This is a genomic window from Marinoscillum sp. (assembly GCF_965229915.1).
In the GTDB taxonomy this organism is placed as follows: Bacteria; Bacteroidota; Bacteroidia; order Cytophagales; family Cyclobacteriaceae; genus Marinoscillum.
The window spans coordinates 3,731,299-3,756,443 of sequence record NZ_CBDDJZ010000001.1; the positions used below are offsets into that span (position 1 = coordinate 3,731,299).

Sequence of the window (25,145 nt, forward strand, 5' to 3'; positions counted from 1 at the left end):
ATGTCAATTCTAGCATTTCAGATGCCTGAGAAAGTGGTGATGGAGAAGGCAGACGACTTCCACGGTCTGTTTACTTTCAAGCCACTTGAAAAAGGCTACGGAGTTACTGTAGGTAATGCTCTTAGAAGAATTTTACTTTCTTCGCTAGAAGGATATGCCATCACCGCTATCAAAATACCTGGGGTATTGCATGAATTCTCTACCATCGAAGGTGTTCTTGAGGATGTAAGTGAAATTATCCTTAACCTCAAAATGGTGAGATTCAAGAAGATAGCTGATGTAGTAGATAATACCATTACTGTATCTGTTTCTAACAGTAGACAATTTACTGCTGGGGATATAGGTAAAGCTACCAACTCATTTGAAGTATTGAACCCGGATCAAGTGATCTGTAACCTTGATGAGTCTGCTCAATTCGAAATAGAATTGAACATTGAGAAAGGTAGAGGTTATGTGACTGCTGAAGAGAACAAGCCAGCAGATCAAAACTTTGGTTACATCGCTATTGATTCGATCTATACTCCAATTAAAAACGTGAAGTATAGCGTTGAGAACACTAGGGTTGAGCAAAAGACTGACTATGAACAGTTGATCATCGATATTGAAACAGATGGATCTATTCACCCGGAGAATGCTCTCAAAGGCGCGGCAAATATCTTAATCAAACACTTCATGCTGTTCTCGGATCAGAACATGATTCTTGAATCACAAGAGCAAGGTGAGCCAGAACAAGTCGATGAAGAGTTGCTTCACATGAGAAAGTTATTAAAGACTTCTCTTAATGATCTTGATCTTTCTGTGAGAGCTTACAACTGTTTGAAAGCTGCGGATGTACGAACTCTGGGAGATTTGGTAACTCTAGAAATCTCTGATATGATGAAGTTCAGAAATTTCGGTAAAAAGTCATTGGCTGAGTTGGAGCAACTTGTAGCTGACAAAGGTTTAACATTTGGAATGGATCTTTCAAAATATAAATTGGAGGAAGAATAATGAGACACGGTAAGAAATTTAATCATCTTGGAAGAACAGCATCTCACAGAAAAGCGATGCTTTCAAATATGGCTTCTTCCTTGATTCTTCATAAAAGAATCAATACAACTGTAGCAAAAGCCAAAGCATTGAGAAAGTACGTTGAGCCTTTGATTACTAAAGCAAAGACGGATACAACTCACTCTAGAAGAATTGCATTCTCTTATCTGCAGGATAAAGAATCAGTTACTGAATTGTTTGGCCCAATTGCTGAAAAGGTTTCAGCAAGACCTGGTGGTTACACAAGAATCATCAAGACAGGAGTAAGACTAGGTGATAATGCAGAGATGTGCATGGTTGAGTTAGTTGACTTCAACGAATTGTTACTGCAGGATGCTGGGGCTGCTAAGTCTAAGACTAGAAGATCTAGAAGAGGTGGTAAGAAGAAAGATTCAGTGGAGGAAACTCCTAAAGCAGAAGCTAAAGTAGAAGAAGCCACCGTAGTGGAGGAAACTCCTGCTGAAGAACCTAAAGCAGAGGAAGCTCCTGAGGCAAAAGCTGAGGAGACTCCAGCTGAGGATACTAAAGAAGAGTCTACTGATGATTCAAATGATGAAACAAAAAAAGGTGAATAATCTTTTTACAAAATAATTTTTCGAAAAGGGATTGGGTATTGACTCAATCCCTTTTTTTATGTCGTAATTCTGATAGATAATTTCTTATTTTTGCCTTCCATGAAGCAACCTGAGAGAAAAAAAGCACTGTTATTATTAGAAGATGGTACCACCTATGAAGGGTACTCTATAGGGAAATCTGGAACCAGCGGTGGTGAGATCTGTTTCAACACCGGTATGACTGGATATCAAGAGATCTACACAGATCCATCTTATTATGGTCAAATCATAGTCAACACGACGGCTCATATCGGAAACTATGGTGTGCATGTAGATGAGGACGAGTCTGAGCATCCAATGATCAAGGGTCTGGTGGTAAACGATTTTACACATCAGTATAGTAGGAACACAGCAACAGAAGGTCTGCATGAGTATCTGACTCGTCACAATACAGTTGGAATTGCGGGTCTTGACACCAGAAAATTGGTTAGGTATATTAGAACGAAGGGAGCGATGAATGCTATCATTACTTCTGAAATCTTTGACCTGGATCAATTGAAGGAGGAGTTGGCCAAGGTTCCTAAAATGGAGTCTTTGGAGTTGTCAAGTGTGGTTACAACCAAGGAGGTCTATGAGGTTGGAGCTGATAACACGGGATTGAAAATTGCTGTGCTTGATTTCGGGATTAAACGATCAATTCTCAAGAATTTTGAGAAGCGAAACTGCCATTGCAAAGTATACCCGGCAAAGACCTCTTTGAAGGAAATGGAAGATTGGTCTCCTGATGGCTACTTCCTTTCTAATGGACCCGGTGATCCGGCAGCAATGGACTATGCTGTGACTACAGTTAAAGATATTCTTGCGGCAAACAAGCCACTTTTTGGAATCTGTCTTGGTAATCAATTACTAGCCCGGGCAGTTGAGATTGAAACCTTCAAAATGCATCATGGTCATAGGGGATTGAATCACCCTGTCAAGAATTTACGATCCGGACGAAGTGAAGTAACATCTCAGAACCACGGGTTCTCGGTAAACATGGATTCACTAAAAAACTCAAAAGCAGCAGAATTAACCCATCTCGATTTAAATGATAATACTGTGGAAGGTTTGCGCTTAAATGACAAGCCAGCCTTCTCTGTGCAGTATCATCCGGAATCATCACCAGGCCCCCATGATTCCACCTATTTATTTGACGATTTTATACAACTAATTAATGATCAGAAATCATGAGTATTATTGAAAGTGTACACGCAAGACAAATTTTAGACTCCAGAGGAAATCCAACGATCGAGGTTGACGTAATCACTGAGAATGGCTTTTTGGGAAGAGCTGCTGTACCATCTGGTGCATCTACTGGTGAGCACGAGGCGGTAGAATTGAGAGATGGTGATAAATCAAAGTATCTCGGCAAAGGAGTATTGAAGGCCGTAGAAAACGTCAATGAAGTAATCGCTCCAGAGGTAGTAGGTCTATCAGTATTTGAGCAAAAGCTCATCGATGATACCATGATCGAGTTGGATGGTACTCCAAACAAAGCCAAGCTTGGAGCTAATGCGATACTTGGGGTATCTCTTGCTGTGGCAAAAGCGGCAGCTGATGAGTCTGCTCAACCACTATTCAGATATCTAGGAGGTGTGAATGCGCACGTGTTACCAGTGCCAATGATGAACATCATCAATGGAGGATCGCACTCTGACGCACCAATTGCTTTCCAGGAGTTCATGATTAGACCTGTTGGCGCACCTACGTTTAGCGAAGCACTTAGAATGGGTGCAGAAGTATTCCACAATCTTAAAAGTATCATCAAAGCCAAAGGCCTGAGTACTGCAGTAGGGGATGAAGGAGGATTCGCTCCAAATTTTTCAGGAGGAACTGAGGAAGCTTTGGACAGTGTCATCGAAGCAATTGAAAAAGCTGGATACAAACCAGGTTCTGACGTAACCATTGCTATGGACTGTGCATCATCTGAGTTCTTTGAAAATGGCAAATACAACTATGCCAAGTTTGAAGGCGAAGGAGGTTCAGTAAGATCTAGTGCTGAGCAAGTAGATTACCTTGCTTCTCTCATCGAAAAATATCCAATCGATAGCATCGAGGATGGATGTGATGAGAATGACTGGGAAGGGTGGAAGCTGCTCACCGAGAAAATTGGTAGCAAATGTCAGCTAGTAGGAGATGACCTGCTCGTAACCAATGTGAAATTCCTGGCAAAAGGTATCAAAGAAAAGGCAGCTAACTCTATCTTGATCAAGGTAAATCAGATTGGTACATTATCTGAAACGTTTGCGGCAATAGAGATGGCTCACAAAGCTGGCTGGACAGCTGTGGTATCACACAGATCTGGTGAGACAGAAGATAACACCATTGCTGATATCGCTGTAGCTTTGAATACTGGTCAGATTAAAACTGGATCAATGTCCAGATCCGATAGAATGGCAAAATACAATCAGCTACTAAGAATTGAGGAAGAGCTGGGAGATTCTGCAGTTTACCTCTCTGCCAAGTAATTAGGAAAGTGAAATGAAAATAGAAACCATACAGACAGTATCGTCTGTATGGTTTTTTGTTTTATAGCGGTAGATTCATCTTAGAATAATTATATTTCCTATCTTTAAGTCCATTATGAAGCACTTCTTTCAAAAAGTACCTCCAATTTTCAAGAACTTCTACTTCTTGTCTTCGTTATTCTTTTTGATTTGGATGCTGTTTTTCGATTCCAATGATCTGATCACTCAAATGAGACTGAGCAACAAGCAATCGGAGCTTGAGAGTGCGAAGGAGTTTTATGAGAGCAAGATTGTGGAGGTGAAAAATGATCGGGAAGCTCTGCTTAACAACGATGAGTTGTTAGAAAAGCTGGCTCGTGAAAAGTATCTGATGAAGAAAGAATCTGAAGATATCTATATCATAGAAGAAGAATGAAAATTAAACTTGTTTTGACTGTCGTACTGTTTGCAATAGGAGTACTGACAGCTGAAGCTCAATATCGGGCCCCACGTAGCAACTCCGGCAATAGTCTATCTGATAGGATATATTTCGGAGGTGGTGGTGGCTTCAGCGGAGGTAATCAATACGTAAATGTCGCCGTTTCACCATTAATTGGATACAAGTTTACAGAACAGTTTTCAGGAGGGCTCCAGATCACCTATCAGTATGTGAAATTCTTAGAAGCAACAGCTAGCAACTATGGGGGTGGGCCTTTTCTGCGATACAACTTCACTCAAAAATTTTTCGGGTACACGCAATATGAGTACTTAAATTATTTACCACTAGGGTCTACAAATAGCAGTGAAAACCGCTATCATTTCAATTCTTGGTTTGTTGGGATTGGCTATTCGGAACCTCTCGGAGATCGTGCTGCATTCAATATCATGGCTCTTTATAACCTCATGCACAAAGATGGTCGATCTCCATACCAGAGTCCGTTGCAGTTTAGGGTTGGATTTGCTGTAGGCTTATTCTAGTCAACAAATAGTCGTGCCAAGCGAATGGTTTCGTAATCGATTTGTCCATTTAGAGCTTTATGGATGTATCCGAGCTTTACCTTTCCATCCTTGTCGTAAAACTCTTCATTACCCTGTTGTTTGAGCTTCAATACTGCTTTTTCTACTTTTTCTAGACTATTCCGATCAGGTTTATAGTCGGACAAATCCAAGTGTACGTCTTTATTTTTCAATTCTTCCAGGTGATTAACAATAGTCCCTAGAGAAAGGTCACGCTCAAATGCTATCTCATCTAGACCTTTGCCCGCCTTGACAAGCTCAAGTGTTTTTTCATAGGTGCTGGTTTTTTTAGTCTTCGTATAGTACTGTTGCTCCCTTTCCTTATTTCCCTCAATGATCACTGGATCATTAGTCCCGCCACAGCGCGCAACGAATTGGTGAAAAAGGGATTTAAGGTCCTTTTCTGGATAGACATTGATCCAATCTTCACTTGCTTCAGATAGCTCCTGAAAGCGCTTATCGGCCTTTACAGCTAGAGGGTCCAGTTCCAGTGATATCCTGTTGATGCCGGTCAGGACTAAGCCTTCCCAGCTTTTAAGGCGGGAAAGAGCGACATATCCCTGACCTGCTTCAAATGTCTTGGAGAGATCCATTTCAGCTGCATCCAGCGTCATGCCTTGACTTTTGTGTACTGTAATTGCCCAGGCTAAACGCAATGGAATCTGCTTGTAAGATGCCAATATCGTTTCTTTTTCATCTGTAACCGTCCATTCTTCTGGTTTGGCGCGTATGATCCGACCTTCGTCAAGTTGTACCAAAGGATGATTCTCCTCATCGTCAAAGCCCGTGATAGTGCCCAGGGAACCGTTGAAATAGCCTTTTTCTGGGTTGTTTTTCACGAACATCACTCTGGCTTCTTTTTTTAATTCCAGGGCAGGGGCTGCAAGTACGGACTGTTTCAGGCCTTCAATCATTTTAGACTTCCCTTTGGTTTCAGCATAAAAGGTTCGAAGAGGGTACGTATTTGCTTTCAGTTTTTGGGCATTCATTGCATCTACATCCGCATTGTGGGTATAGAGCTTGATCGCTTCTTCGTTAGTAGCATCGTCTTCTAATTTTTCACGAATTCGATCTAGCGAATCATCTGATACATCCTGGGAACGAATTTCGGTCAGAATAAAACTCAGGGTATCTCTTCCTTGTCGGTACTGGTGGCTGAGATAGCAAATCTTTAGGTTAGCTTCCACCCAGACTGGAGCCATGAAAGCAAACTTTTCTCGGTTGCTCATGACTTCCTTAGAGACTGGTGGTAGCTGATAAAAGTCTCCTGATAAAATAACCTGAGCTCCTCCAAAAGCTTCTTGATTGCTTCGAAAGTGCTTCATTATGGTGCTGATTCCCGTCAGTACTTTGCCGGATAGCATGGAAATTTCATCGATGATCAATACGTGTGTCGATTTAATCCTGGACACCGTTTGCCTGTTTCTGCTGATTTGGTCCAGATCCTTCGTAGTGACCTGATCTCTAATCCCAATTCCAGACCAGGAGTGGATCGTTTGGCCACCTATATGAGTAGCCGCTATTCCTGTGGAAGCGGTAATAGCTACTGGAACCTCTCGTTGACGAAGGTATTCAATGTATTGATTAAGGAGGTATGTTTTACCAGTTCCGGCAGAACCTGTCAGGTATACATTCTGACCTGCTTTGAGAATAGATAGTGCCGTTTCCTGATCCATTTAACTATTTTATGTTGGGAAATCAATTTCAAATCTATCGGCCAGTGTTTTTAAATCGTCCACCACTGGATCTAGTAGTGGAATACCTTCTTTTTTACGTTCACTTTCCAATTTCCGCTCAGGGTCTCCTGGAATCAATACATCGTGCCCTTTCATGACTGGTTCTGCATTTCTAAAGCGCCCAATCCAGTTATCCATATGAGATTTAAATTCTCCAGCAGGACGGAATCCATCTATGCGCATCGCACCAAAAAAGTGACCGATGCCTTTACCAACTGGATCAGCGGCAGGCTCCATAAATGCTACAAAAGGAGGTACCCAGGGACCATAATTAGCTCCAGATAATACAGCAGAAAAGATGTCAACTACCGATGACAGACCGTAGCCTTTGTGCGATCCATGCTCTCGATCTCCACCCAACGGAAGCAAAGCTCCTCCGTTCTTTACGCCAAATGGGTCAGTGGTCACTTCACCGGTTTCGTCTTGTATCCAGCCCTTAGGGGCTTCTTTCCCTTTCCTTTGCAGGATTTCTAATTTACCATTAGCGGCAGTGGTTGTGGCCATATCCAGTACGAATGGTGGCTCTTTGTCCGCGGGAATTGCCACTGCTATTGGATTAGTTCCCAACAACCTTTCCTTGCTGAAAGTTGGAGCTACCAAAGGACTGGCGTTGGTCATGGAGATGCCAATACAGTCTTCTTGCAAAGCCAACATCGAATGATATCCAGCAATGCCAAAATGGTTGGAGTTGCGAACGGAGACCCATCCAGAACCTACCTTATTGGCTTTTTCTAATGCTATTTTCATCGCTTGGGGACCTACTACCAGTCCAAGTCCTGAATCGCCATCCAGTACTGCCGTACTTGGGGTTTCATGTATGATTCTAGTTTCTGGGGTTGTGTTTACTCGTCCATTATCGATCAGTCTAACATAGCCGACCAATCGAGCCACTCCGTGTGAGTCGACTCCACGAAGGTCAGCACTGATAAGGACCTCAGCGCCTAATCTGGCGTCTTTCTCAGGGCAGCCTGCTGCTTGTAAGATTGATTTTGTGAACTGGAATAGTTGATCGTGTGCTACTATCATTGTGGCAATGATTTAGTTCAAAGCTATTTAAAAGTCTGTAGACAGGGGGGCAAATAAGTGAAGAATAAATGAATTTGAGGGTATTCCTTTTGTGAAAGTTTTTCCTTAAGGGCCTAGAGCGTTTCCTGCTTTTTTAATGAATGTAAGGTGCTAAGAAGTACACCTTCTTTCAACGCATAACCCGAGACTCGAATGTTTTCGAGGCTAAGTTTGTGGATGATGAAGTCGACAAGCACACAGGCTACCACAATCATATCTACTCTAAGGGGAATCATACCTGGGATTTGCAGACGCTCCTCTTTGTTTTTGGTCACTAGCTCATTATATATTTCCCTAAAAGCATCTATGGTCAAAGGATATTCGGTAGCATCTTTTGCTCTATCTACTCCCGCTTTCAGTGAATAGATATCGCTCAGCGTATCAAAAGTACCGGAAGAACCAATCAGGGTTTTTGGCTGGATTTGTTCATGAGCATCGAAAAGTTCTACTAAGTTTTCCTCCAGGTATTCGACCAGCGCTTTCTTATCTTCTTCTCTTAGCGGGTCGTGCTTTTGGAATTTCTCCACCATTCGCTGACCCCCGATTTCAAAGCTTTGACACCACATGATCTCTTCACTGGTGCCTATGACGAATTCAATGCTGCCTCCGCCAATATCCATGATCAGCGCAGGTTTATTTCCTATGGGTAGGGCCTTCTTTACGCCATAATAAATATATTCGGCTTCTTGCAGGCCTGAGATAATTCTGGTTTGGATACCTGTCTCCTGCTTGATCAATGAAACTAGCTCTTTCCCGTTTTTGGCATTTCGTATGGCGCTAGTTGCAGTAGCAAACACCTGCTCTACATTCTCTTCTTCTATAACCTCTTTAAAGTGGTTGACCGCTTTTAAAGCACGATCAATTGCATCATCAGTAATCACACCATGATTGATGCCTTTTTCGCCAATTTTCACAGCGGTTTTTTCCCTGTAGATGATCTTAAAATCATCCTTTACCACTTCCACGATGATTAAGTGGAAAGTGTTGGTGCCCATATCAATTACCGCTACTTTCATGTCTTGCCGAATTTCAGGGCGCAAGATAGCATAAAGTCCAAAGAGTCACCCTGTTATTTATCATGTAACAAACATTTAATCCTCATGCTCTCACTGGAAAAACATTTTTTAAAGCAGATAGTCCTTTATTAACTTACCGATCGTTTCAAATCGACCTCTAAAACCCAAAATATGAGTTCAGAAAAGCCAAAAACAGCCTCTTTTATCAGAACCACCGATGAGAAAATAAAGGAGCTAGAACAAATGAATCAGGAAGCGCTCCTTGGCGGTGGTCAGGTGCGTATTGATAAACAGCATGAAAAAGGCAAGCTCACCGCACGAGAGCGAATAGACCTGTTGGTAGATCCTGGTTCTTTTCAGGAAATAGGAAAATTTGTGGTGCAGAGAGGTAAAGATTTTGGTTTAGATAAACAGCGGATTCTTGGAGATGGCGTGGTGACTGGTTACGGTACGGTCGATGGACGCCTGGTTTATATCTTTAGCCAAGATTTCACGGTGTTCGGAGGTTCACTCTCAGAGACAATGGCTGAGAAGATCGTAAAGATCATGGATATGGCCATGAAAAACGGTGCGCCGATCATCGGGTTGAATGACTCTGGAGGTGCACGTATCCAAGAAGGAGTGGTATCACTTGGTGGCTATGCAGACATTTTTTACCGAAATACCAGAGCCTCTGGTGTGGTTCCTCAGATTTCAGCTATTATGGGACCATGTGCTGGTGGAGCGGTTTATTCTCCTGCTATTACCGATTTCATCTTTATGGTGGAGAAGACCAGTTACATGTTTGTGACTGGTCCAAATGTGGTGAAAACAGTCACTCAAGAGGAAGTAACCTCAGAGGAGTTAGGTGGGGCGAGTGCACATAGCACTAAAAGTGGGGTGACCCATTTTACCTCCAAAAATGAAGCGGCTTGTATACTTGATATTAAGCGACTACTGAGTTACCTACCGAGCAATTGTGAAGAAGAGCCACCTATGCTTCCCTATGAAATCCAGGGAGATGAAGTTAGGATGGAATTGGATAAGATTTTACCTGACAACCCCAATCAGCCATATGACATTAAGGATGTAATCAATGGACTCTCTGACAAAGATTCATTCTTTGAAGTACATGAAAACTATGCTGACAACATCGTGGTGGGCTTTTGCCGAATCGCAGGCAGGAGTGTGGGTGTTGTGGCTAATCAACCTATGAGTCTTGCTGGAGTTTTAGACAATGAGAGTAGTAAAAAAGGCGCTCGATTTGTTCGATTCTGTGATGCCTACAATATACCACTTCTTGTGCTGGTGGATGTACCTGGTTTCCTGCCTGGTACCGACCAGGAATGGAATGGTATTATTTCCAATGGGGCCAAATTGCTTTATGCATTCAGTGAAGCTACTGTTCCGAGGATTTCTGTCATTACCAGAAAAGCCTATGGTGGAGCCTATGATGTGATGAACTCCAAGCATATTGGCTCTGATATGAACTTCGCATGGCCTACAGCCGAGATTGCTGTGATGGGTGCTCAGGGTGCGTCAGAGATCATTTTCAAACGAGAGATTGCCAAGTCTGATGATCCTTACGGCAAGCTCCAGGAGAAGATTGATGAGTACACTGAGATGTTTGCTAATCCTTACAAGGCTGCTGAGAGAGGTTTTATAGACGAAGTAATATTGCCTCATAATACTCGATCAAAACTGATCAAAGCATTCAAAATGCTTGAAAATAAGGTGGATAAAATGCCGAGAAGAAAGCATGGAAATATTCCTCTTTAAATGAAGAAAGTAGCAATTGTAACGGCAGCAAGCAAGGGTATGGGTCTGGCATGTGCTCAGAAGCTTCATGAGAAAGGCTATCATCTGGCCATTATGTCCAGAGGTGAAGGTATTCATCAGATCGGCAAGGAGTTAGGAGCATTGTCCATTCAGGGCTCCACTGCGAGCAACGATGACCTTTCTAAACTTGTGGAGATAGCCAGGGGTGAATACGGTAAAATAGATGTGGTAGTGAACAATACGGGGCATTCTGCTAAAGGCGACTTGACTGAACTCACCGATCAGCAATGGATGGAAGGGTTCGAGCTACTTCTGCTAAATGTCATTCGCATGAGTAACCTTGTAGCGCCGATAATGGAACGCTCAGGTGGAGGTAGTATCATTAATATTTCCACATTTGGCGCTAAGGAACCTTCATTGAACTTCCCAATTAGTTCTGTCCTTCGGTCAGGGTTGAGTAGCTATACCAAGCTTTTTTCTGATCGATATGCGAGTAGTCACATTCGGATGAATAATGTGTTGCCCGGCTTTATAGATAGCTATCCTGCCAGTGAGGATGTGATCAAATCTATCCCTATGATGAGGCAGGGAACTACCGGTGAGATTGCTAAGGTTGTGGCATTTTTAGCCGATACAGAATCCTCCTATATCACTGGTCAAAACATTATGGTGGATGGAGGACTTACAAAAAGTATATAGTCTAGATTTTATTACATATGGATTCGAAGAGTAAAGATTTTCTTTTTAAATATTTGAATAATGCATCTCCCACAGGATTTGAGTCTAGTGGTCAGGAGATCTGGTTGGATTATGTCAAACCCTACACGGATACATACTTTACTGATACCTATGGGTCAGCAGTAGCTGTGATCAATCCAGAAGCCAAGTATAAGGTGGTGATAGAAGCACATGCGGATGAAATCAGCTGGTTTGTTAATTATATCAATGATCAAGGCTATATCTATGTGGTGCGCAATGGAGGCTCTGATCATCAGATAGCTCCGTCCAAGCGGGTGAACATACACACTAAAAAAGGTGTGGTAAAAGGAATATTTGGATGGCCAGCTATACACGTGCGCGATAAGTCAAAAGAAGAAACTCCTTCCCTGAAAAACATCTTCATCGATGTGGGGGCCAGCTCTCGAGATGAAGTAGAGGCAATGGGTATCCATGTGGGTACCGTGATCACATTCGATGATGAGCTGATGGAACTCAATAATAAATACCTGGTAGGAAGAGCTCTGGACAATCGAATCGGCGGATATATGATTGCCGAGGTGGCCCGACGAATTAAGGAAAATAATATCGACCTACCCTTTGGGCTATATGTGGTCAATGCGGTACAGGAAGAAATCGGACTCCGTGGTGCAGAGATGATTGCCCACAGGATCAAACCTGACCTGGCCATCGTGACCGATGTGACGCATGACACCAACTCGCCGATGTATGACAAGATTACTAGCGGCGATATTAGCTTAGGAGATGGTCCTGCTGTGTGCTATGGTCCCGCCGTTCAAAACAATGTGTTGGATATGATTATTGGGGTGGCTGAATCCAAGAAGATCCCATTTCAGCGAAGAGCGGCATCCAGATCAACAGGCACAGATACCGATGCATTTGCTTATAGCAATGAAGGGGTTGCTTCAGCACTGATTTCTATCCCACTCAAGTATATGCACACCACCGTGGAGATGTGTGCTAAGGAAGATTTGGAGCAAACGATTCAATTGATTTACGAAACTGTGTGTCAGGTAAAGGACGGACAGGATTTTCGTTACCTCAAATGAGGAAGTTTATTGATCAAATGGGTAGGCAGGTTGAAATCAACCTGCCAGTGACCCGTGTCATTTCTTTGGTTCCTTCCATCACAGAGTATCTAGTGGACTTAGGTGTCAATGTAGTTGGGAGAACCAAGTTTTGTATTCACCCCAAGGGCAAAGTAGAGGATATCCCAGTTATTGGAGGAACCAAGCAGTTTCGTTTTGAAGAGATTGCAGACCTATCACCAGACCTAATTGTTGGTAACAAGGAGGAAAATTACCCGGAGGGGATCAATGAGTTAGATAAGGATCACTCGGTATGGATGTCTGACATTAAAAACCTGGAAGACGCAGAGCGAATGATGCTGATGCTCGGTCATTTACTAGATGAACCTGAGCGTGCTCAACATCTGGTGAGTCGGCTCAAAATGCGGTTATCAGGACTAAAGAATTCTCATGATGGTAGGGTTTTGTACCTGATCTGGCGAAATCCCTGGATGGCAGCAGGCACGGATACTTATATCCATCATTTTTTAACCTGGTTAGGTTACAAGAATGTCATTCTGGATAGTCGATATCCTGAGATTGCTACTCCCAAAAAGTTTCAGATTCTCAACCCACAGGAGGTGCTTCTTAGTTCAGAACCATTTCCTTTCAAAAAGGAACATGTGGAGGAACTTCGTCACCATTTACCAAATGCTCGAGTGCGGTTGGTAGATGGTGAAATCTACAGTTGGTATGGGACGAGGTTGTTGAATAAGGAATTAAAGCTTGGCGATAATTTCTAAGTGCTCGCCACTTGCTAAAAATGCTGCTGCTACTGCAGCTACAGCTACAACGACCAGTGTTAGGACTCTTTTTATTAATCTCTTGCTCATCGGGTTGGTGGTAATGTTAGACAATTGATTTAACCAAATATAAGAATTTGGGTAATCTTGGCATAATCTAGGCCTTCAGATCTCGACGAGTGAGGATAAAATGGATACCAACGAGGTATATGGTGAACCAACCGGTGCTGATAACTAAAGCTTTAGTCGGGATATTATCCACTATTTCCTGAAACATGTACTTAGGAAAGGGGATCGGTATCATGTCATTGAGGGCATGAATAGGCAAGAATGGAGCTAGATAGGGCCAAATACCATTTTTCATAAACGGAGCCTCGGTCATGATGACACCTGCTATTGGTTCAAACATTAAGGTATATAAGGTGAGTGCTATAATTACAAAACCCGCCTTTTTGATAACAAGTGAAAGCAGCATGGCTAGCGTACAAAAGATGACGATATCATACCAATAGGCAAAAAGGAACTCGAGCTCATCGAAAATATAGGTAACTCCACTTACATGGGAATACATCAATCCGTTGATTAACCCTGATATGAATAGGAATAGTGTACTAACCAGTGCCAGACTTCCAATCAACAGCAGTTTGCCCAGTATATATTCCTTTTTACTGATTCCATCAATGATATTTTGCCGTAGGGTATTGTATGATTGGTCATTGTTGACTGAGATGATGACAATGAAAGCCAGCAGTATTTTGAGAAAAGTACCCAGGTAAGTCATGTTTTGCCAGATATCAGGAAAATCGTAGATCGGTAGGATGGTCGGATCCAGACCTTCGAAATCAGCACCCAGTGATTTGAGGTATTCGAGCAGGAACATGCCTCCGAAGCATATAATCATCAATGCCAGGCAATACATACTCACTAATACCCAAAAAGTGCGGTAGTTACGGATTTTTAGCCATTCTAGTTTGAGTGCTCTGATCATTTCTCTTCGAGTATTTTGAGGAATTCCTGTTCTAGTGATTTGGTGCGGGCCAGGACTTTTTTAAGGGTGATCCCTTTTTCAAAACAGTATTTGTTGATTTGCTCGCTAGTGACACCTTCTTTGGTTTTAAGCACTAACTGACCATTTTCCCGCTCTATTGAGTCAAATGCATCATAGTTTTTCATGAGCTCTTCCAGATCATCCAGGTTGGAAGCGCTGACTTCTATTTCATTGGTTTCGCCCAGGATGTCAGTAACGGCACCTTCGTGGAGTTTCACTCCCTGGCGCAATACACAAAAGTGTGTGCATACTTTCTGAACCTCATCTAGCAGGTGACTGGCGAGCAAGATAGTTTTGCCATTTTTAGCGATCTCCCGGATCAAATTCCGAATCTCAGCGATTCCCTGTGGGTCCAGGCCATTAGTTGGTTCGTCCAAAATAAGCACCGGGGGATCTGCCAGCAGAGCTGCAGCTATAGATAGGCGTTGCTTCATTCCCAAACTATACGTTTTGAATTTGTCGTTTTTGCGATCTGATAACCCCACCTGTTGTAGGACCTCATCAATCCTAACAAAGGATGCTTCCTTGATATGTGCAGTGATCCTCAGGTTTTGGACTGCTGTGAGGTATGGGTAAAAACAGGGAGTTTCCAGGATAGCACCTATTCTCTTTCTGGCTGCTATCGGAGACATGTCTTCGAACCAGCTGTATGATCCACTAGTAGGTGCTACCACATCCAGAATCATTCCCAAAGTGGTGGTTTTTCCACTACCATTCGGACCCAGGATACCATAGACCTGACCCTGATCTATGTTCAGGTTTAGGTTGGATACGGCTTTGAGTTTTCCATAGTTTTTAGAAAGCCCTTTTATAGAAAGTATGCTACTCAAAATGTAAGTTCTTTAAAGTCAAACAGGTCCAGCATGTCCATTTCATTCATATTCTGGATGAGTGTTGGGATCTTTTGCCATGGGATATTACCACGCAGATAGAAGGCCACGACCATTTCACCCTTCTGATCAAAATAGCCCACATACTCCTGATATCCTGAGTACTCTTTCCCAACTATACTCATGTTGAGCTCCCCGCCAAAAATGGTCGCATACTCATCAAACCCAGCCTGGAGGTATTGATCTGAGATATTTCGATAGGATTTGTCTACGCGTGCAATACTGTCCAGCGTGTAGATGAGAAACTTATCTACTCCACTTACCAGTTCGTTGTAGGTTTCATTTTTTTTCAGGTTGATCATTCGTAAAGTACTCGGGTAAAAACAGTACTTACTATCCCTCTTGCTCTCAACCAGGTTTTTCAGGATAGACTCCTGCGCAAAAAGGGGCTCAATACTGAGCCCCAGGAAAAATGCAAAAACTACTACTAACTTAATGTCCTTCATTGAGTTTGCTTAGGTTATCCAATCCACCTACGTTCATCGATCTAGCGATTTTCGAGATGTTTTTAAGGTCTATTTCTCCATATAAGCTCAGCAAAACGAAACGTTTCTTTCCACCTACTACCATCAGTAATTCTTCAATTTTTCCTCCGGATTCCTTGATGGAAAACTTCATGTTCTCCTCAGCATCCTGTACGGACATTAACTCGTCGTAGCCTGCGGCATCCACATCTTTGAGAGCCTGATCGTACATCCTGGCTGCATTGCCTATCGAGTCAGAGGCAATTACTTTTAGGCCCTTTAGCTTGCTGATAGCTTTCAAAAACTCCTCTTCCGCTTCACTGCCGGCTTCCAGTTCGGTGAATAGAGAAAACATCTTACTACTAATGGATACTTTGGTGAACTGATCATTGTCTGCCAGTTGATTGAAGTATTTGTTGACAACAGTTCCTTGTGCCTGTGCTCCCATAGCACCTGCCAGTATGGTTATGATTGCTAGTATTCTTTTCATGATTTTACTCTTTACTTGTCTCAGTAATCTTTTCTTGTGCTTTGTTGATATTGGCTATTTCTTGCGAATAGATCTTGCCTTCATTCAGTCCTGATGAGACCATCATCAGTGCTTTGCGGGTGATCTCGTATGCCTCTTTTGGGTCTTCCACAGCAAATTCGTGCGGATTTCGTGCATCCTGTATGACCAGGATAGCCGCTATCAACCCTACCGTAATCGCAGCTGCTACGGACCACTTGGATTTCCAACTGGTCGTATTGGGGTGCTTCATTGCTGATGCAGGCGTTACTTTTTGCTTTTGGTCCAATGCGTTCCAGTAACGACCCTCTGCACTAAGTGAAGGGTTCTTCTTGAAATAGGCCTTCAATTCAGCTTCTTCGGCAAGGGAGGTTTCTCCTGCCCAATATTTAGCATGTAGCTTATTAATTCGCGATTCCATATGCTTCAATTTGTTCTATGGAAGATCTAATCTTCGTTCGAGCACGGTGTAAGTATACTTTCACCTCACTCAAACTCAGAGACAATGTGTCCGCAATGTCTTGGTAAGGAAGCTCTTCAACTTCCCGCAAGTGGTAAACTTCCCGTTGTTTATTAGGAAGTGTTTCCAGCACCTTCTCCAACCATTGGGTATGATCTGACAGAATCAGTTCATAATCTGTCTGGTCAGAGTGAGGTTGATTGCGTTCATTGTCAGATAAAACCGTAAATCGGTTCGTTTTCACCCAGTCATAACACTGGTTGCGGGTGATGCGCATCGCCCATGCCTCAGGACTCTGGATTTCAGAAAGTTTGTTTCTGTTTTTCCAGATCTTGACCAAACACTCCTGCACCACATCCTGTGCCGAATCGGTCTCTTTCAAAATCGATAGGGCAAACCGATACATTTTGTCTGCTACCGGAATAATCTGTGTTTCGAATAGGGTGTTTGGTGACATTTCAACAAGGAGACGACTCGAACTTGCGAAAGTTACAAGAGCCATTGAAATTAAATATATTTTAAGCCAAGTTGCGCTAGAAACTAAAAAAAAAGCCACTTCCTAAATAGAAAGTGGCCTAGCTGGTTGGGGTTCTAACACTCTTCGTTTTGCCCCAAGTATCAATAAAGGTTGACCAATTGATCTAGTTTGGTCTCCTTGTTCTGCTCTACTCGAACCCGCACCTCATATCCATCAAACTGAGATAGATCTACCTGACGTGCCATCATATCTGCTTTCGGTTCCCAATAGAATATTTTCAACAACTCGTCTTTCATATTAAATACCATGATGTTGGTCGGCACCATGTTGTATTTAGTGATATTCACTTTCAAGATCGGATATCCCTGCTCCAGTGTCACACTGCCTGATTTGATGTCTTTTTCCGAGCGAAGTGTAATGGGAAACTCATAATCTGCTCCATCCACTGAAACTAAAAACACATAGTCTCCAAGTTCCAAACTGGACAATCCATAGGGTTTTGAAAACCCCTTGCCCTTCATCTTCTCATCAATCAACTCATTGCCCCTGCGGTCTTCCAGCTTGATGCTTACCTCCCTGGATACAGTATCTCCAAAAAAAACCGTATAGATTTTTTCAAGATCATTCTTATATACTCGTATAATGGGGCTCGCACTCTCTTGAGCTTGAGTGCAGAAGCCAGCCAAAAACACGATGGTCGCCGCTAGTAGTTTTCTTGTCATGGATGCATTTCAGGCTGATGGGTTGCAAAAGAAATAAATGCGTACTTACTAAAGAAATAAAGTAGAGTTAACCTGAATTTATGCTTACTAACAGGAATTACAGATAGTGATCTGGAATTCACGTATTTGAAAAAAGTAAATCTTTTGTCTATAGGTTGCGTTACCGTTTAAACAAAATCGATTGTTCTTAATTGATTACTTTATATTTTTAAAGCAACCAAAAGACCACCTTGCCATGTCAACCGAAAATCTAAAAGTACTGATCGTTGAGGACAATCTGGTGAATCAGATGGTGCTCAGCAAAATCCTGAAGTCTAAGGGGTGTGTGACTGATTTGGCTCAAGACGGCATAGAGGCTGTGGAGAAAGCTCTGGAGCAAGAGCATGATCTGATCCTGATGGATGTACAAATGCCAGGAAAAAACGGAATAGAAGCTACGATGGAGATTCGGAAATCAAAGCCTGACAAGCCGATCATCATCGCACTGACGGCCTCAGCATTAGGTGAAGATAAGAACCAATGCCTCCAGGCAGGAATGAACGATTACCTCACCAAGCCGATAGCTAAAGATCAATTGGAAATGATGATGCAGAAGTGGTTCTAAAAAAAGAGCCTCACGAGGAGGCTCTGATTCAGAACTGAATTCGATACATCACGTCAGGAAAGAACCCAATCTGCTTTACTGAATTTACCTCATCGGTCACTTCATTGTATCTTCTGATGAATTCATTTTGTCTGTTGGTGACGTTCTGCAAGTCCACAAAGAATTGATGAGAGATATTTTTCTTCTTGCTGTTGAGGCGTACCCCAAATTTGACGTCCCATCGTACATAGTCTTCATAGCGTCTACTGTAAGCAATATCTTCTGACCGCACTTCTCTGCCACCGTTGGCACGTGTTGCGGTCAGGTCTACCGGTGTGAATGGTTTTCCACCACTGGTAGTGAATTTGGTGTCAAAAGTCCAGGCGTTTGCGTCATCCTTGCCAAATTTCCATTCCTTGCCAAATAGGATATTGGCCACATATCGGTTGTTAAAGGCTGTACTGCGGCTAATTCCATCGCTTCCTTTGTATGTCGATTCGTAAACAGAGCTAGTCAGGAGCAAGTAGTAGCTATTGCTAAAGAATTTTTCCAGGGTGAGCTCTATACCATAGTTGTTTCCTGTGCCTTCATTGACCAGATTACTTCGTTCGTCAAATACGAAATCAGCACCTTCATTGATGATGGCATAAGAGCTGCTGGTTTGCTCCACGGGAATATTGAATAACCGCTGATAATAGGTTTCCGCTTTCAATCGCCACTGTGCACCTAGATTTCGGTCATAACCCACTACAAAGTGGTGGCTTTTCATAAAATCCAGATCTTCATTGGTGCGTTCATACACTCCATTGGCATTGGCTGTTTCCAAAAAGAGGATCGGCGCAGGCAGCATCTGAGCATGAAGGCCGTATGCCACACTGATTCGTTGATTATCAGTCACCTGATAGCTCATGGCAGCTCTTGGTTCCAGACTCATGCGATCATTTAGATCCAGATATTGACTGTGAATACCGGCAGTAAAGCTCAGTTTATCCGAAGCATTGTACTCAGCCTGTCCAAATATCTGGTGTAACATGTACTGATCATCCATGTCAGTTACTGTAAGGAAGTAGTCAGGTACTCCATCTTCGTTTTCATCAGGTATGTCTGCCCGATTGTCTCTATCTACCGTGTTGAAGTTGGCATCATAGAGTTCTCCCAGGTAACCAGCTTTCATGTTCCATCGGGCATTGAATTTTTTGGTGAGAGCAGAGGTGAACGTATACCTGAATTCCTTGTTGTTTACTTCCGTGGCGCGGAACTTATCGATGATACGGTCTTGCTCATCTCTGATGAGGTTATCCTGTAAATAATCGTTCTGATTGGTAGATATACCAATGGATGACTTGATGAAGGTAGTCTTGTTTAATCGGAGTAAATGGTTGATGCCTCCGACTCCAAGCCCAAAATCTACATAAGCGTCTTCTGCTGGATTGGCAAAAAGGTCACCTTCTTCTGTTTCTTCACCTTTGAAATCGATATTACTAAGGCCACCAAGTCCAAACAGTTCAAATTTTCCAATCTTGGTTTCACCGAGATTGGCTTTGAAGGAAAAATCCTGGTAATAAGGAACGGCGCTGGTCCCAGTGGCCGCCAGGCTGGCAATGCCGTATCTGTAGGAAGCTACGAATGAAGATCCCTTTTTTCGGCTTATCGGCCCTTCGGCCATGAACTCCAGCCCGCTGTACGCACTCATCTGGCCAGTGAACTCGTATTTATCGGCATTCCCGTTCCGAAAGTTGATGTCAAATACAGCGGCATTGGCATTTCCATACTCAGCTGGGAAAGCTCCTGTGAGGAAATCAGAGGTTCTCAGGAGATTCGTATTCAACGCATTAACCGGACCTCCAGTCACACCCAAGGTAGCGAAGTGGTTGGTAGTTGCCACGGGAATCCCCTCTATTCTCCAGAGTAGACCAGTTGGTGAGTTGCCACGGACTACAATGTCGTTTCTGCTGTCGTTGGGCGCGCTCACTCCAGCAAATGAAGTAGCCAGACGTGCCACGTCATTTCTGCCACCAGAGAACCGGGTTGTTTCTTCCAGGTTGAACGTGCGAGCGCTTACCTTAGCCAGTTCGTTTATTGGTAGGTCTTTATTGGCATCAGCTGTCACCACCACAGCTTCCAGATTCTCTACGGACTCTTCCAGTTTGATATCGAGTACTACTTCTTTACCAGAAGTGACTAGCACATTTGGTAGTGCAATGCTCTTATATCCGATGTATTGAGCTGAAAAATTCTGGCGGCCTACAGGCACATTCTCTACTTTAAATCTGCCATCCATATCGGTAACAGATCCGATGATTGGGTCACTGCCAACAAGTAGGATAGTTGCGCCTATTAGCGGATATTCAGACTGAGCGTCCACGATCCTTCCTTTGACGGTCTGAGTCTGGGCCATTGTGGCCAGCGAAACGATGGCCAGGATAACTCCCAGAATTACTTTTAATACTGATAGGTTTTTTGATTGAGCTTTCATGGTTTTCCTTGTTGATGTATGATCGAAAGTACGTGGCTCTAATGGGCTGGTAAATGAAAACCAAAGCCAACCCTTGATTAATCAAGATGAACCTCCAAAGTCAGGATTTGAACCGGATGAGGACTGTTTTAGGCGTGATTTGGGGCTTGGCGGGTTGATATACCGGTTTCAGGTTGGCAAATCCGGCTTTCGTCAGAATTCATCATTTGCTCCAGCTAATTTTCACGTAGCTTTATCATCATATGAGATGGCTGAAGGAGAAATACATACGCTGGGTGGGCATTTGCATTGTCGCCATCATTGTCATGCAGTTTGACGATGATCACATGGTTGAGGAGCCGCTCTGGTACCAGTATTTGGTGTCATGGGTGTTCACAGCCGTTTATTGGAATGGGGCTTTCCTCATTTTCATGATGTTTCGCAAGCTGTACCCAGAGATAAATAAAACAGCCATCCGATTGAGTTGGACTTATGTAGTGCTGTTTATATGGATGTCTGTAGGTGGTGTTCCTGTGAAGCTGGCATTCGGTTTAATGGAGCTTTCAGACGTTTTTTCTGCGGCGGTTTATTTGGAGTTTTTAGCGATGAATCTAGTGATTGCATTGATTGTGGGGACTCTCTATGAGACGGTCTTCTTTTTTGAAAAGTGGAAGGAAGCCATCAAACTCAACGAAGAGTTGAAAAATCAGCAACTCCGCACCCAGTTTGAAGTGCTACAAAATCAAATGAGTCCTCATTTTTTGTTCAATAGTCTGAATACTTTGACCACCTTAATATCAGAAAATCAAGAAGTAGCTACTGAGTTTACCGTCAGGTTGGCGGACGTTTACAGGTACATTCTGCAGAACAAAGAACGAGATCTTGTGACTCTGGAGGAGGAAGTGCAGTTTGCCAAAGACTATGTGTATCTACTCAGTATGAGGTATCCCCAAAACCTTCACGTGTCATTCGAGATAAGTCCGCAGCAACTCAAAAGGCATATTGCACCACTCACGCTGCAGATGCTGATTGAAAACTGCATCAAACACAATGTGATTTCAAAAGCGAATCCATTGGTGGTAGAGGTGAAAGGCATGAACGCAGATTCTGTCATGGTAAAAAACAATCTGAAGGTAAAACAGGCCTTAGAGAAATCAACCAAAACGGGTTTGGAGAATATTAGAAAACGCTATGAATACTTTGGAGATCGGTCTATCGTGGTGGAGGAAACAGACGAAGCATTTTCAGTGACCGTTCCACTTATTGAAATCAGTCAAAACAAGAACTGACATGGGCATAAAAGTAGTAATCATCGAAGATGAAGCTCCGGCATTCAGGAGACTGCAGAAAATACTGGAAGAGGTGACGCCTGATGTGGAGCTCCTAGAGGTGCTTGACAGTGTGGAAAGTGCCGTGGAGTGGATTCGGGACAATCCAAAACCCGACTTGTTCTTTATGGACATCCAGCTAAGCGACGGTTTAAGCTTTGAGATCTTTGATCAGGTGGTGATTTCCAGTCCTGTCATTTTCACCACGGCTTTTGATGAGTACATGCTCAAGGCCTTTAAGGTGAATTCGGTGGACTACTTGCTCAAGCCTATCAAAAAAGAGGATCTGGCATTTAGTATGGAGAAGTACAAGCAGATGAGAAGTATGTTTACTTCTGGAGATATCAATCTCAATGAAATAGTCAAGCAGATCAGATTAGATGCCAGTGATTACAAATCGAGATTTTTGATCCGTCAAGGAGATAAAATGATTGCCGTGGAGGTAGATCAAATTGCGTACTTTCAAACTCGCAATGGTGTGGTCCATCTGACCACTCAAGGTGATCGCACATTTCTGATGGATCAGTCTCTGGATGAGCTAGAACAGTCTTTGAACCCGGTGAAGTTCTATCGAGCCAACCGCCAGTTTATCGTATCATTTGCTGCAATAGAGGCAATACATAAGTACCACAAAGGAAAGCTACTGGTGCAGGTACTTCCTGCATCAAAAGATGAAATCGTGGTGTCAGCAGAAAAGGCTACAAAATTTAAAAGCTGGATGGACTCTTAGTGATCGATGGGGACGTCAATAATGATGCAGGTACCACGTCCAGGAGATGATGAAATATCAGCCGAACCGGTCAATGATCCAGCCCTGCTTTTCATACTAGACAATCCAAAACCTACTTTAAGCTGGTCCATGCTGTCCAGATCAAACCCATCTCCGTCATCCTCAATTGTCATATAGATAGAGCTGGATGATTTGCGAATTTGGACGTTTACTTCGCTGGCATTGGCGTGCTTAATGATATTATTTACTGCTTCTTGAAATATTCGATACAAAGACACCTCCGTTTTTCTTCCCAGCCGTTCATTTTGCAAGTTTTGGTGAAGGTAGAAATTGGTTGGTGTATTAGTGTTGAGCTGATCCAGCACTTGTTCGATCGTTTCGATCAAACCAAAGTCTTCGATGGATTTGGGCATGATCGAATGTGCTATACTTCTTGTCTCTTCCACACCTGATTTTAGCGTTTTCAAAGCCATTTGGTATTGATCGATGATCTCTGGGGCTTTATCAGTTACCACATCCGTTAGATGCTGTAGTCCCATCAGTGCGGAGATCAGGGTTTGTTGTACTCCATCATGTATTTCTTCAGAAATTCGTTGGCGCTGGTTGTCTTCCGCTTGTAAGGCTGCCGAGATGACTCGTTCTTCGGTGTTTACCTGCTCAGTGATATCCACCAAAAATCCTTCTAATATATCCTCATCATTCTCATTTTTGGATAGTTGAGCCTTTATCCAGATCCACTTCTCACCGTCATTCTTTGATTTGATTCGAAAACTATTTTGATACTCTGTTTTTCCCTGATTCAAAGTTTTGATCAAGATGGAGCGGTGTGTGGCCTGATCGTTTTCATGAATGATATCTTCAAAGTGCACTTGACCTGTCGGGTAGAAGTCAGACGGGAGGTATCCGGATATCTGACTGATCTGATCACTTAAACGGATGACTGGTAGTCCTTTCTCGGGTGTGAAGGTAAAAACAGCACCTGGTGCTGACTTGATAATGTTACTCAGCCGTACGTTAGATCGGGTGATTTCCTCTTCATAGTTTTTACGATAAGTAATGTCCTGAAGTACGGCTACAATGCGAAACGGTTCATTGTTCTCATTAAACCATTTTTCAATCCTCTTTAAGTCAGGTTTATAAATGAGGGCATTCTTAAACGACTCAAAACCCGGAGTATACTCCTGAGGAGTTCTCCCAATTATTTCAAAATAGGTGTCATTGGCGGTAACTTCGTTGGTGGATAAGTTCCAGTCAAGGATGCCTAATTTGCCTCCATTAGTTGCCACGGATAGCCGCTCTTCATTTTCTCTTAGAGCCTCACTTAGGCGGTATTCATCCGTCCGATCCCATGTTACCGTCAAGATGTCGTTCGATACATTGTTTTGATCCAATAGTCTTTTTTTGATGACCGAATAGTATCTATCTTCCTTGTTGCTATTGGGAATCCACGTCTCGAATTTGCATTCTTGATCAGTCTTCAAGGCCTCCTTGTCCTTATCAGCCATCAGTTTGTTGAGGACTTCTCCATGGGAGGAAACTCGTTTTCCATCCGATCCAAAAGGAGAATCAACAGGATCACCAAGGATCGTTTGCTGAAAAGACTTATTAAAAAGCTTAAACCTACCAGTGTGGTCCTTTACGGTGATTTGAACCGGAAGCTGATCCAGAATCCGTTCATAAAAGGCCTTTTGATTCTGCAGACGCTCATCATGAGCACGTACCTCCGTTACATCTCGGCACACACCCAGAACCTTCTGGAGTTGTCCTTCTTCGTTCGTTATCGGTTTAATTGAACTTAGTAAGATAGCCTTTGAGCCATCCTGTTTGGTGATTCGTTCCTCAAACTGATATTCTTCCCCAGTTGCTGCATGACTGTACAGGCTGTCAACGAACTGTTTCTGATCTTTTTGATCCAGGTGACTCAGAAAAAAATCAAAAGATAGCTCCACTGAAAACGGTTCGTATCCATAAATCTTGAATAGCTGCCTTGACCATGTCAGGGTATCCGTCTCTGCATCCCATTGGAAACTACCGATATTGGCCAATTCTTCAATATCGATCAGCTGAGTCGCCTTATTTTCGTTGGCTTTGTTTTTCTGTACAGACATTGAGCGCTGATTCTTTATATGACATAAAATAATTAAATCTCCACTGTAAGTCGAGTTTTTTGGAAATTATCACAGTCAATATTCCGAGTGGCGGAAATAATTCTTTAGTCGGTGAATACTACAAATAGGAGATTGCAACTTTTTTTTATTATCTTCGTCAAT

At 42.9% G+C, this 25,145-nt stretch carries 25 protein-coding genes; 13 read left to right on the forward strand and 12 right to left on the reverse strand.

All coding sequences use genetic code 11. The annotated features are described in order from the left end of the window. The 6 genes from ACO067_RS16025 to ACO067_RS16050 all read left to right on the forward strand — a co-directional run bounded on the left by ACO067_RS16025 (position 1) and on the right by ACO067_RS16050 (position 5,047). The gene (locus tag ACO067_RS16025; protein WP_421875792.1) at positions 1–990 is read left to right on the forward strand and encodes a DNA-directed RNA polymerase subunit alpha; all 990 of its coding nucleotides are present in this window, start codon (positions 1–3) and stop codon (positions 988–990) included. Beyond that, the gene (gene rplQ, locus ACO067_RS16030; protein WP_421875794.1) at positions 990–1,604 is read left to right on the forward strand and encodes a 50S ribosomal protein L17; all 615 of its coding nucleotides are present in this window, start codon (positions 990–992) and stop codon (positions 1,602–1,604) included. Before ACO067_RS16025 ends, rplQ begins: the two co-directional genes overlap by 1 nt. Positions 1,605–1,703: 99 nt before the next feature. Further along, the gene (gene carA / locus ACO067_RS16035) at positions 1,704–2,813 is read left to right on the forward strand and encodes a glutamine-hydrolyzing carbamoyl-phosphate synthase small subunit (RefSeq protein ID WP_421875796.1); all 1,110 of its coding nucleotides are present in this window, start codon (positions 1,704–1,706) and stop codon (positions 2,811–2,813) included. Continuing rightward, positions 2,810–4,090, forward strand: coding sequence for a phosphopyruvate hydratase (gene eno, locus ACO067_RS16040; protein WP_421875798.1), 1,281 nt, complete (start codon positions 2,810–2,812; stop codon positions 4,088–4,090). Before carA ends, eno begins: the two co-directional genes overlap by 4 nt. Positions 4,091–4,205: 115 nt before the next feature. Beyond that, positions 4,206–4,505: an FtsB family cell division protein gene (locus tag ACO067_RS16045; RefSeq protein ID WP_421875800.1), complete on the forward strand. Its 300-nt coding sequence runs from the start codon at positions 4,206–4,208 to the stop codon at positions 4,503–4,505. Next, positions 4,502–5,047, forward strand: a complete 546-nt coding sequence (locus ACO067_RS16050) for a hypothetical protein (protein WP_421875803.1) — start codon at positions 4,502–4,504, stop codon at positions 5,045–5,047. The genes ACO067_RS16045 and ACO067_RS16050 overlap by 4 nt, the downstream gene beginning before the upstream one ends. On the opposite strand, the gene ACO067_RS16055 is transcribed toward ACO067_RS16050, so the two are convergent. From ACO067_RS16055 to ACO067_RS16065, 3 genes are all read right to left on the reverse strand, one after another. Beyond that, on the reverse strand, positions 5,044–6,762 hold the full coding sequence (locus ACO067_RS16055) for a helix-turn-helix domain-containing protein (RefSeq protein WP_421875806.1): 1,719 nt from the start codon (positions 6,760–6,762) through the stop codon (positions 5,044–5,046). The two genes, ACO067_RS16050 and ACO067_RS16055, sit on opposite strands and share 4 nt — an antisense overlap. 9 nt (positions 6,763–6,771) lie before the next feature. After that, positions 6,772–7,848: an Ldh family oxidoreductase gene (locus tag ACO067_RS16060; protein ID WP_421875808.1), complete on the reverse strand. Its 1,077-nt coding sequence runs from the start codon at positions 7,846–7,848 to the stop codon at positions 6,772–6,774. Between the two features lie 113 nt (positions 7,849–7,961). Next, complete coding sequence (locus tag ACO067_RS16065) at positions 7,962–8,903, reverse strand: exopolyphosphatase (RefSeq protein ID WP_421875811.1); 942 nt, start codon at positions 8,901–8,903, stop codon at positions 7,962–7,964. Between the two features lie 243 nt (positions 8,904–9,146). On the opposite strand from ACO067_RS16065, the gene ACO067_RS16070 reads away from it, so the two are divergent. Genes ACO067_RS16070 through ACO067_RS16085 form a run of 4 tightly spaced genes read left to right on the forward strand, consistent with a single transcriptional unit; the run spans position 9,147 to position 13,209 of the window. Then, a complete protein-coding gene (locus tag ACO067_RS16070; RefSeq protein ID WP_421878322.1) occupies positions 9,147–10,661 on the forward strand; it encodes an acyl-CoA carboxylase subunit beta in 1,515 nt (504 codons plus the stop codon). Continuing rightward, the gene (locus ACO067_RS16075; protein ID WP_421875813.1) at positions 10,662–11,360 is read left to right on the forward strand and encodes an SDR family oxidoreductase; all 699 of its coding nucleotides are present in this window, start codon (positions 10,662–10,664) and stop codon (positions 11,358–11,360) included. 17 nt (positions 11,361–11,377) lie between these two features. Next, positions 11,378–12,448, forward strand: coding sequence for a M42 family metallopeptidase (locus ACO067_RS16080; protein WP_421875815.1), 1,071 nt, complete (start codon positions 11,378–11,380; stop codon positions 12,446–12,448). Further along, positions 12,445–13,209 carry an ABC transporter substrate-binding protein gene (locus ACO067_RS16085; protein WP_421875817.1) on the forward strand — a complete coding sequence of 255 codons (765 nt, stop codon included), beginning with the start codon at positions 12,445–12,447 and terminating at the stop codon, positions 13,207–13,209. The genes ACO067_RS16080 and ACO067_RS16085 overlap by 4 nt, the downstream gene beginning before the upstream one ends. A 157-nt stretch (positions 13,210–13,366) precedes the next feature. Here ACO067_RS16085 and ACO067_RS16090 read toward each other — a convergent pair whose 3' ends face one another. The 7 genes from ACO067_RS16090 to ACO067_RS16120 form a co-directional block, all read right to left on the reverse strand. Then, the gene (locus tag ACO067_RS16090; protein ID WP_421875819.1) at positions 13,367–14,197 is read right to left on the reverse strand and encodes an ABC transporter permease subunit; all 831 of its coding nucleotides are present in this window, start codon (positions 14,195–14,197) and stop codon (positions 13,367–13,369) included. Next, positions 14,194–15,087: an ABC transporter ATP-binding protein gene (locus tag ACO067_RS16095; protein ID WP_421875821.1), complete on the reverse strand. Its 894-nt coding sequence runs from the start codon at positions 15,085–15,087 to the stop codon at positions 14,194–14,196. Before ACO067_RS16095 ends, ACO067_RS16090 begins: the two co-directional genes overlap by 4 nt. Continuing rightward, positions 15,084–15,593: a hypothetical protein gene (locus ACO067_RS16100; protein ID WP_421875823.1), complete on the reverse strand. Its 510-nt coding sequence runs from the start codon at positions 15,591–15,593 to the stop codon at positions 15,084–15,086. The genes ACO067_RS16095 and ACO067_RS16100 overlap by 4 nt, the downstream gene beginning before the upstream one ends. Beyond that, positions 15,580–16,101 carry a DUF4252 domain-containing protein gene (locus ACO067_RS16105; protein WP_421875825.1) on the reverse strand — a complete coding sequence of 174 codons (522 nt, stop codon included), beginning with the start codon at positions 16,099–16,101 and terminating at the stop codon, positions 15,580–15,582. Before ACO067_RS16105 ends, ACO067_RS16100 begins: the two co-directional genes overlap by 14 nt. 4 nt (positions 16,102–16,105) lie before the next feature. Beyond that, on the reverse strand, positions 16,106–16,540 hold the full coding sequence (locus tag ACO067_RS16110; RefSeq protein ID WP_421875827.1) for a hypothetical protein: 435 nt from the start codon (positions 16,538–16,540) through the stop codon (positions 16,106–16,108). Then, positions 16,524–17,036, reverse strand: a complete 513-nt coding sequence (locus ACO067_RS16115) for an RNA polymerase sigma factor (RefSeq protein WP_421875829.1) — start codon at positions 17,034–17,036, stop codon at positions 16,524–16,526. The genes ACO067_RS16110 and ACO067_RS16115 overlap by 17 nt, the downstream gene beginning before the upstream one ends. 161 nt (positions 17,037–17,197) lie before the next feature. Beyond that, positions 17,198–17,779, reverse strand: coding sequence for a hypothetical protein (locus ACO067_RS16120; RefSeq protein WP_421875831.1), 582 nt, complete (start codon positions 17,777–17,779; stop codon positions 17,198–17,200). A 235-nt stretch (positions 17,780–18,014) separates the two neighbouring features. On the opposite strand from ACO067_RS16120, the gene ACO067_RS16125 reads away from it, so the two are divergent. Then, positions 18,015–18,383, forward strand: a complete 369-nt coding sequence (locus ACO067_RS16125) for a response regulator (RefSeq protein ID WP_421875833.1) — start codon at positions 18,015–18,017, stop codon at positions 18,381–18,383. 28 nt (positions 18,384–18,411) lie between these two features. Here ACO067_RS16125 and ACO067_RS16130 read toward each other — a convergent pair whose 3' ends face one another. Then, positions 18,412–20,838: a TonB-dependent receptor gene (locus ACO067_RS16130; protein WP_421875835.1), complete on the reverse strand. Its 2,427-nt coding sequence runs from the start codon at positions 20,836–20,838 to the stop codon at positions 18,412–18,414. Positions 20,839–21,080: 242 nt separating this feature from the next. Between ACO067_RS16130 and ACO067_RS16135 the strand changes: the two genes are divergently transcribed. Further along, positions 21,081–22,106, forward strand: a complete 1,026-nt coding sequence (locus ACO067_RS16135; RefSeq protein ID WP_421875837.1) for a sensor histidine kinase — start codon at positions 21,081–21,083, stop codon at positions 22,104–22,106. Between the two features lies 1 nt (position 22,107). Then, complete coding sequence (locus ACO067_RS16140) at positions 22,108–22,875, forward strand: LytR/AlgR family response regulator transcription factor (protein ID WP_421875839.1); 768 nt, start codon at positions 22,108–22,110, stop codon at positions 22,873–22,875. On the opposite strand, the gene ACO067_RS16145 is transcribed toward ACO067_RS16140, so the two are convergent. Continuing rightward, the gene (locus ACO067_RS16145) at positions 22,872–24,983 is read right to left on the reverse strand and encodes a PAS domain-containing protein (RefSeq protein WP_421875841.1); all 2,112 of its coding nucleotides are present in this window, start codon (positions 24,981–24,983) and stop codon (positions 22,872–22,874) included. The two genes, ACO067_RS16140 and ACO067_RS16145, sit on opposite strands and share 4 nt — an antisense overlap. Positions 24,984–25,145 lie beyond the last annotated feature (162 nt).

Coding starts and splice junctions, on each gene's coding strand:
- ACO067_RS16025 (WP_421875792.1), top strand. CDS start 1: ATGTCAATTCTAGCATTTCAGATGCCTGAGAAAGTGGTGATGGAGAAG.
- rplQ (WP_421875794.1), top strand. CDS start 990: ATGAGACACGGTAAGAAATTTAATCATCTTGGAAGAACAGCATCTCAC.
- carA (WP_421875796.1), top strand. CDS start 1,704: ATGAAGCAACCTGAGAGAAAAAAAGCACTGTTATTATTAGAAGATGGT.
- eno (WP_421875798.1), top strand. CDS start 2,810: ATGAGTATTATTGAAAGTGTACACGCAAGACAAATTTTAGACTCCAGA.
- ACO067_RS16045 (WP_421875800.1), top strand. CDS start 4,206: ATGAAGCACTTCTTTCAAAAAGTACCTCCAATTTTCAAGAACTTCTAC.
- ACO067_RS16050 (WP_421875803.1), top strand. CDS start 4,502: ATGAAAATTAAACTTGTTTTGACTGTCGTACTGTTTGCAATAGGAGTA.
- ACO067_RS16055 (WP_421875806.1), bottom strand. CDS start 6,762: ATGGATCAGGAAACGGCACTATCTATTCTCAAAGCAGGTCAGAATGTA.
- ACO067_RS16060 (WP_421875808.1), bottom strand. CDS start 7,848: ATGATAGTAGCACACGATCAACTATTCCAGTTCACAAAATCAATCTTA.
- ACO067_RS16065 (WP_421875811.1), bottom strand. CDS start 8,903: ATGAAAGTAGCGGTAATTGATATGGGCACCAACACTTTCCACTTAATC.
- ACO067_RS16070 (WP_421878322.1), top strand. CDS start 9,147: ATGAATCAGGAAGCGCTCCTTGGCGGTGGTCAGGTGCGTATTGATAAA.
- ACO067_RS16075 (WP_421875813.1), top strand. CDS start 10,662: ATGAAGAAAGTAGCAATTGTAACGGCAGCAAGCAAGGGTATGGGTCTG.
- ACO067_RS16080 (WP_421875815.1), top strand. CDS start 11,378: ATGGATTCGAAGAGTAAAGATTTTCTTTTTAAATATTTGAATAATGCA.
- ACO067_RS16085 (WP_421875817.1), top strand. CDS start 12,445: ATGAGGAAGTTTATTGATCAAATGGGTAGGCAGGTTGAAATCAACCTG.
- ACO067_RS16090 (WP_421875819.1), bottom strand. CDS start 14,197: ATGATCAGAGCACTCAAACTAGAATGGCTAAAAATCCGTAACTACCGC.
- ACO067_RS16100 (WP_421875823.1), bottom strand. CDS start 15,593: ATGAAGGACATTAAGTTAGTAGTAGTTTTTGCATTTTTCCTGGGGCTC.
- ACO067_RS16105 (WP_421875825.1), bottom strand. CDS start 16,101: ATGAAAAGAATACTAGCAATCATAACCATACTGGCAGGTGCTATGGGA.
- ACO067_RS16110 (WP_421875827.1), bottom strand. CDS start 16,540: ATGGAATCGCGAATTAATAAGCTACATGCTAAATATTGGGCAGGAGAA.
- ACO067_RS16115 (WP_421875829.1), bottom strand. CDS start 17,036: ATGTCACCAAACACCCTATTCGAAACACAGATTATTCCGGTAGCAGAC.
- ACO067_RS16120 (WP_421875831.1), bottom strand. CDS start 17,779: ATGACAAGAAAACTACTAGCGGCGACCATCGTGTTTTTGGCTGGCTTC.
- ACO067_RS16125 (WP_421875833.1), top strand. CDS start 18,015: ATGTCAACCGAAAATCTAAAAGTACTGATCGTTGAGGACAATCTGGTG.
- ACO067_RS16130 (WP_421875835.1), bottom strand. CDS start 20,838: ATGAAAGCTCAATCAAAAAACCTATCAGTATTAAAAGTAATTCTGGGA.
- ACO067_RS16135 (WP_421875837.1), top strand. CDS start 21,081: ATGAGATGGCTGAAGGAGAAATACATACGCTGGGTGGGCATTTGCATT.
- ACO067_RS16140 (WP_421875839.1), top strand. CDS start 22,108: ATGGGCATAAAAGTAGTAATCATCGAAGATGAAGCTCCGGCATTCAGG.
- ACO067_RS16145 (WP_421875841.1), bottom strand. CDS start 24,983: ATGTCTGTACAGAAAAACAAAGCCAACGAAAATAAGGCGACTCAGCTG.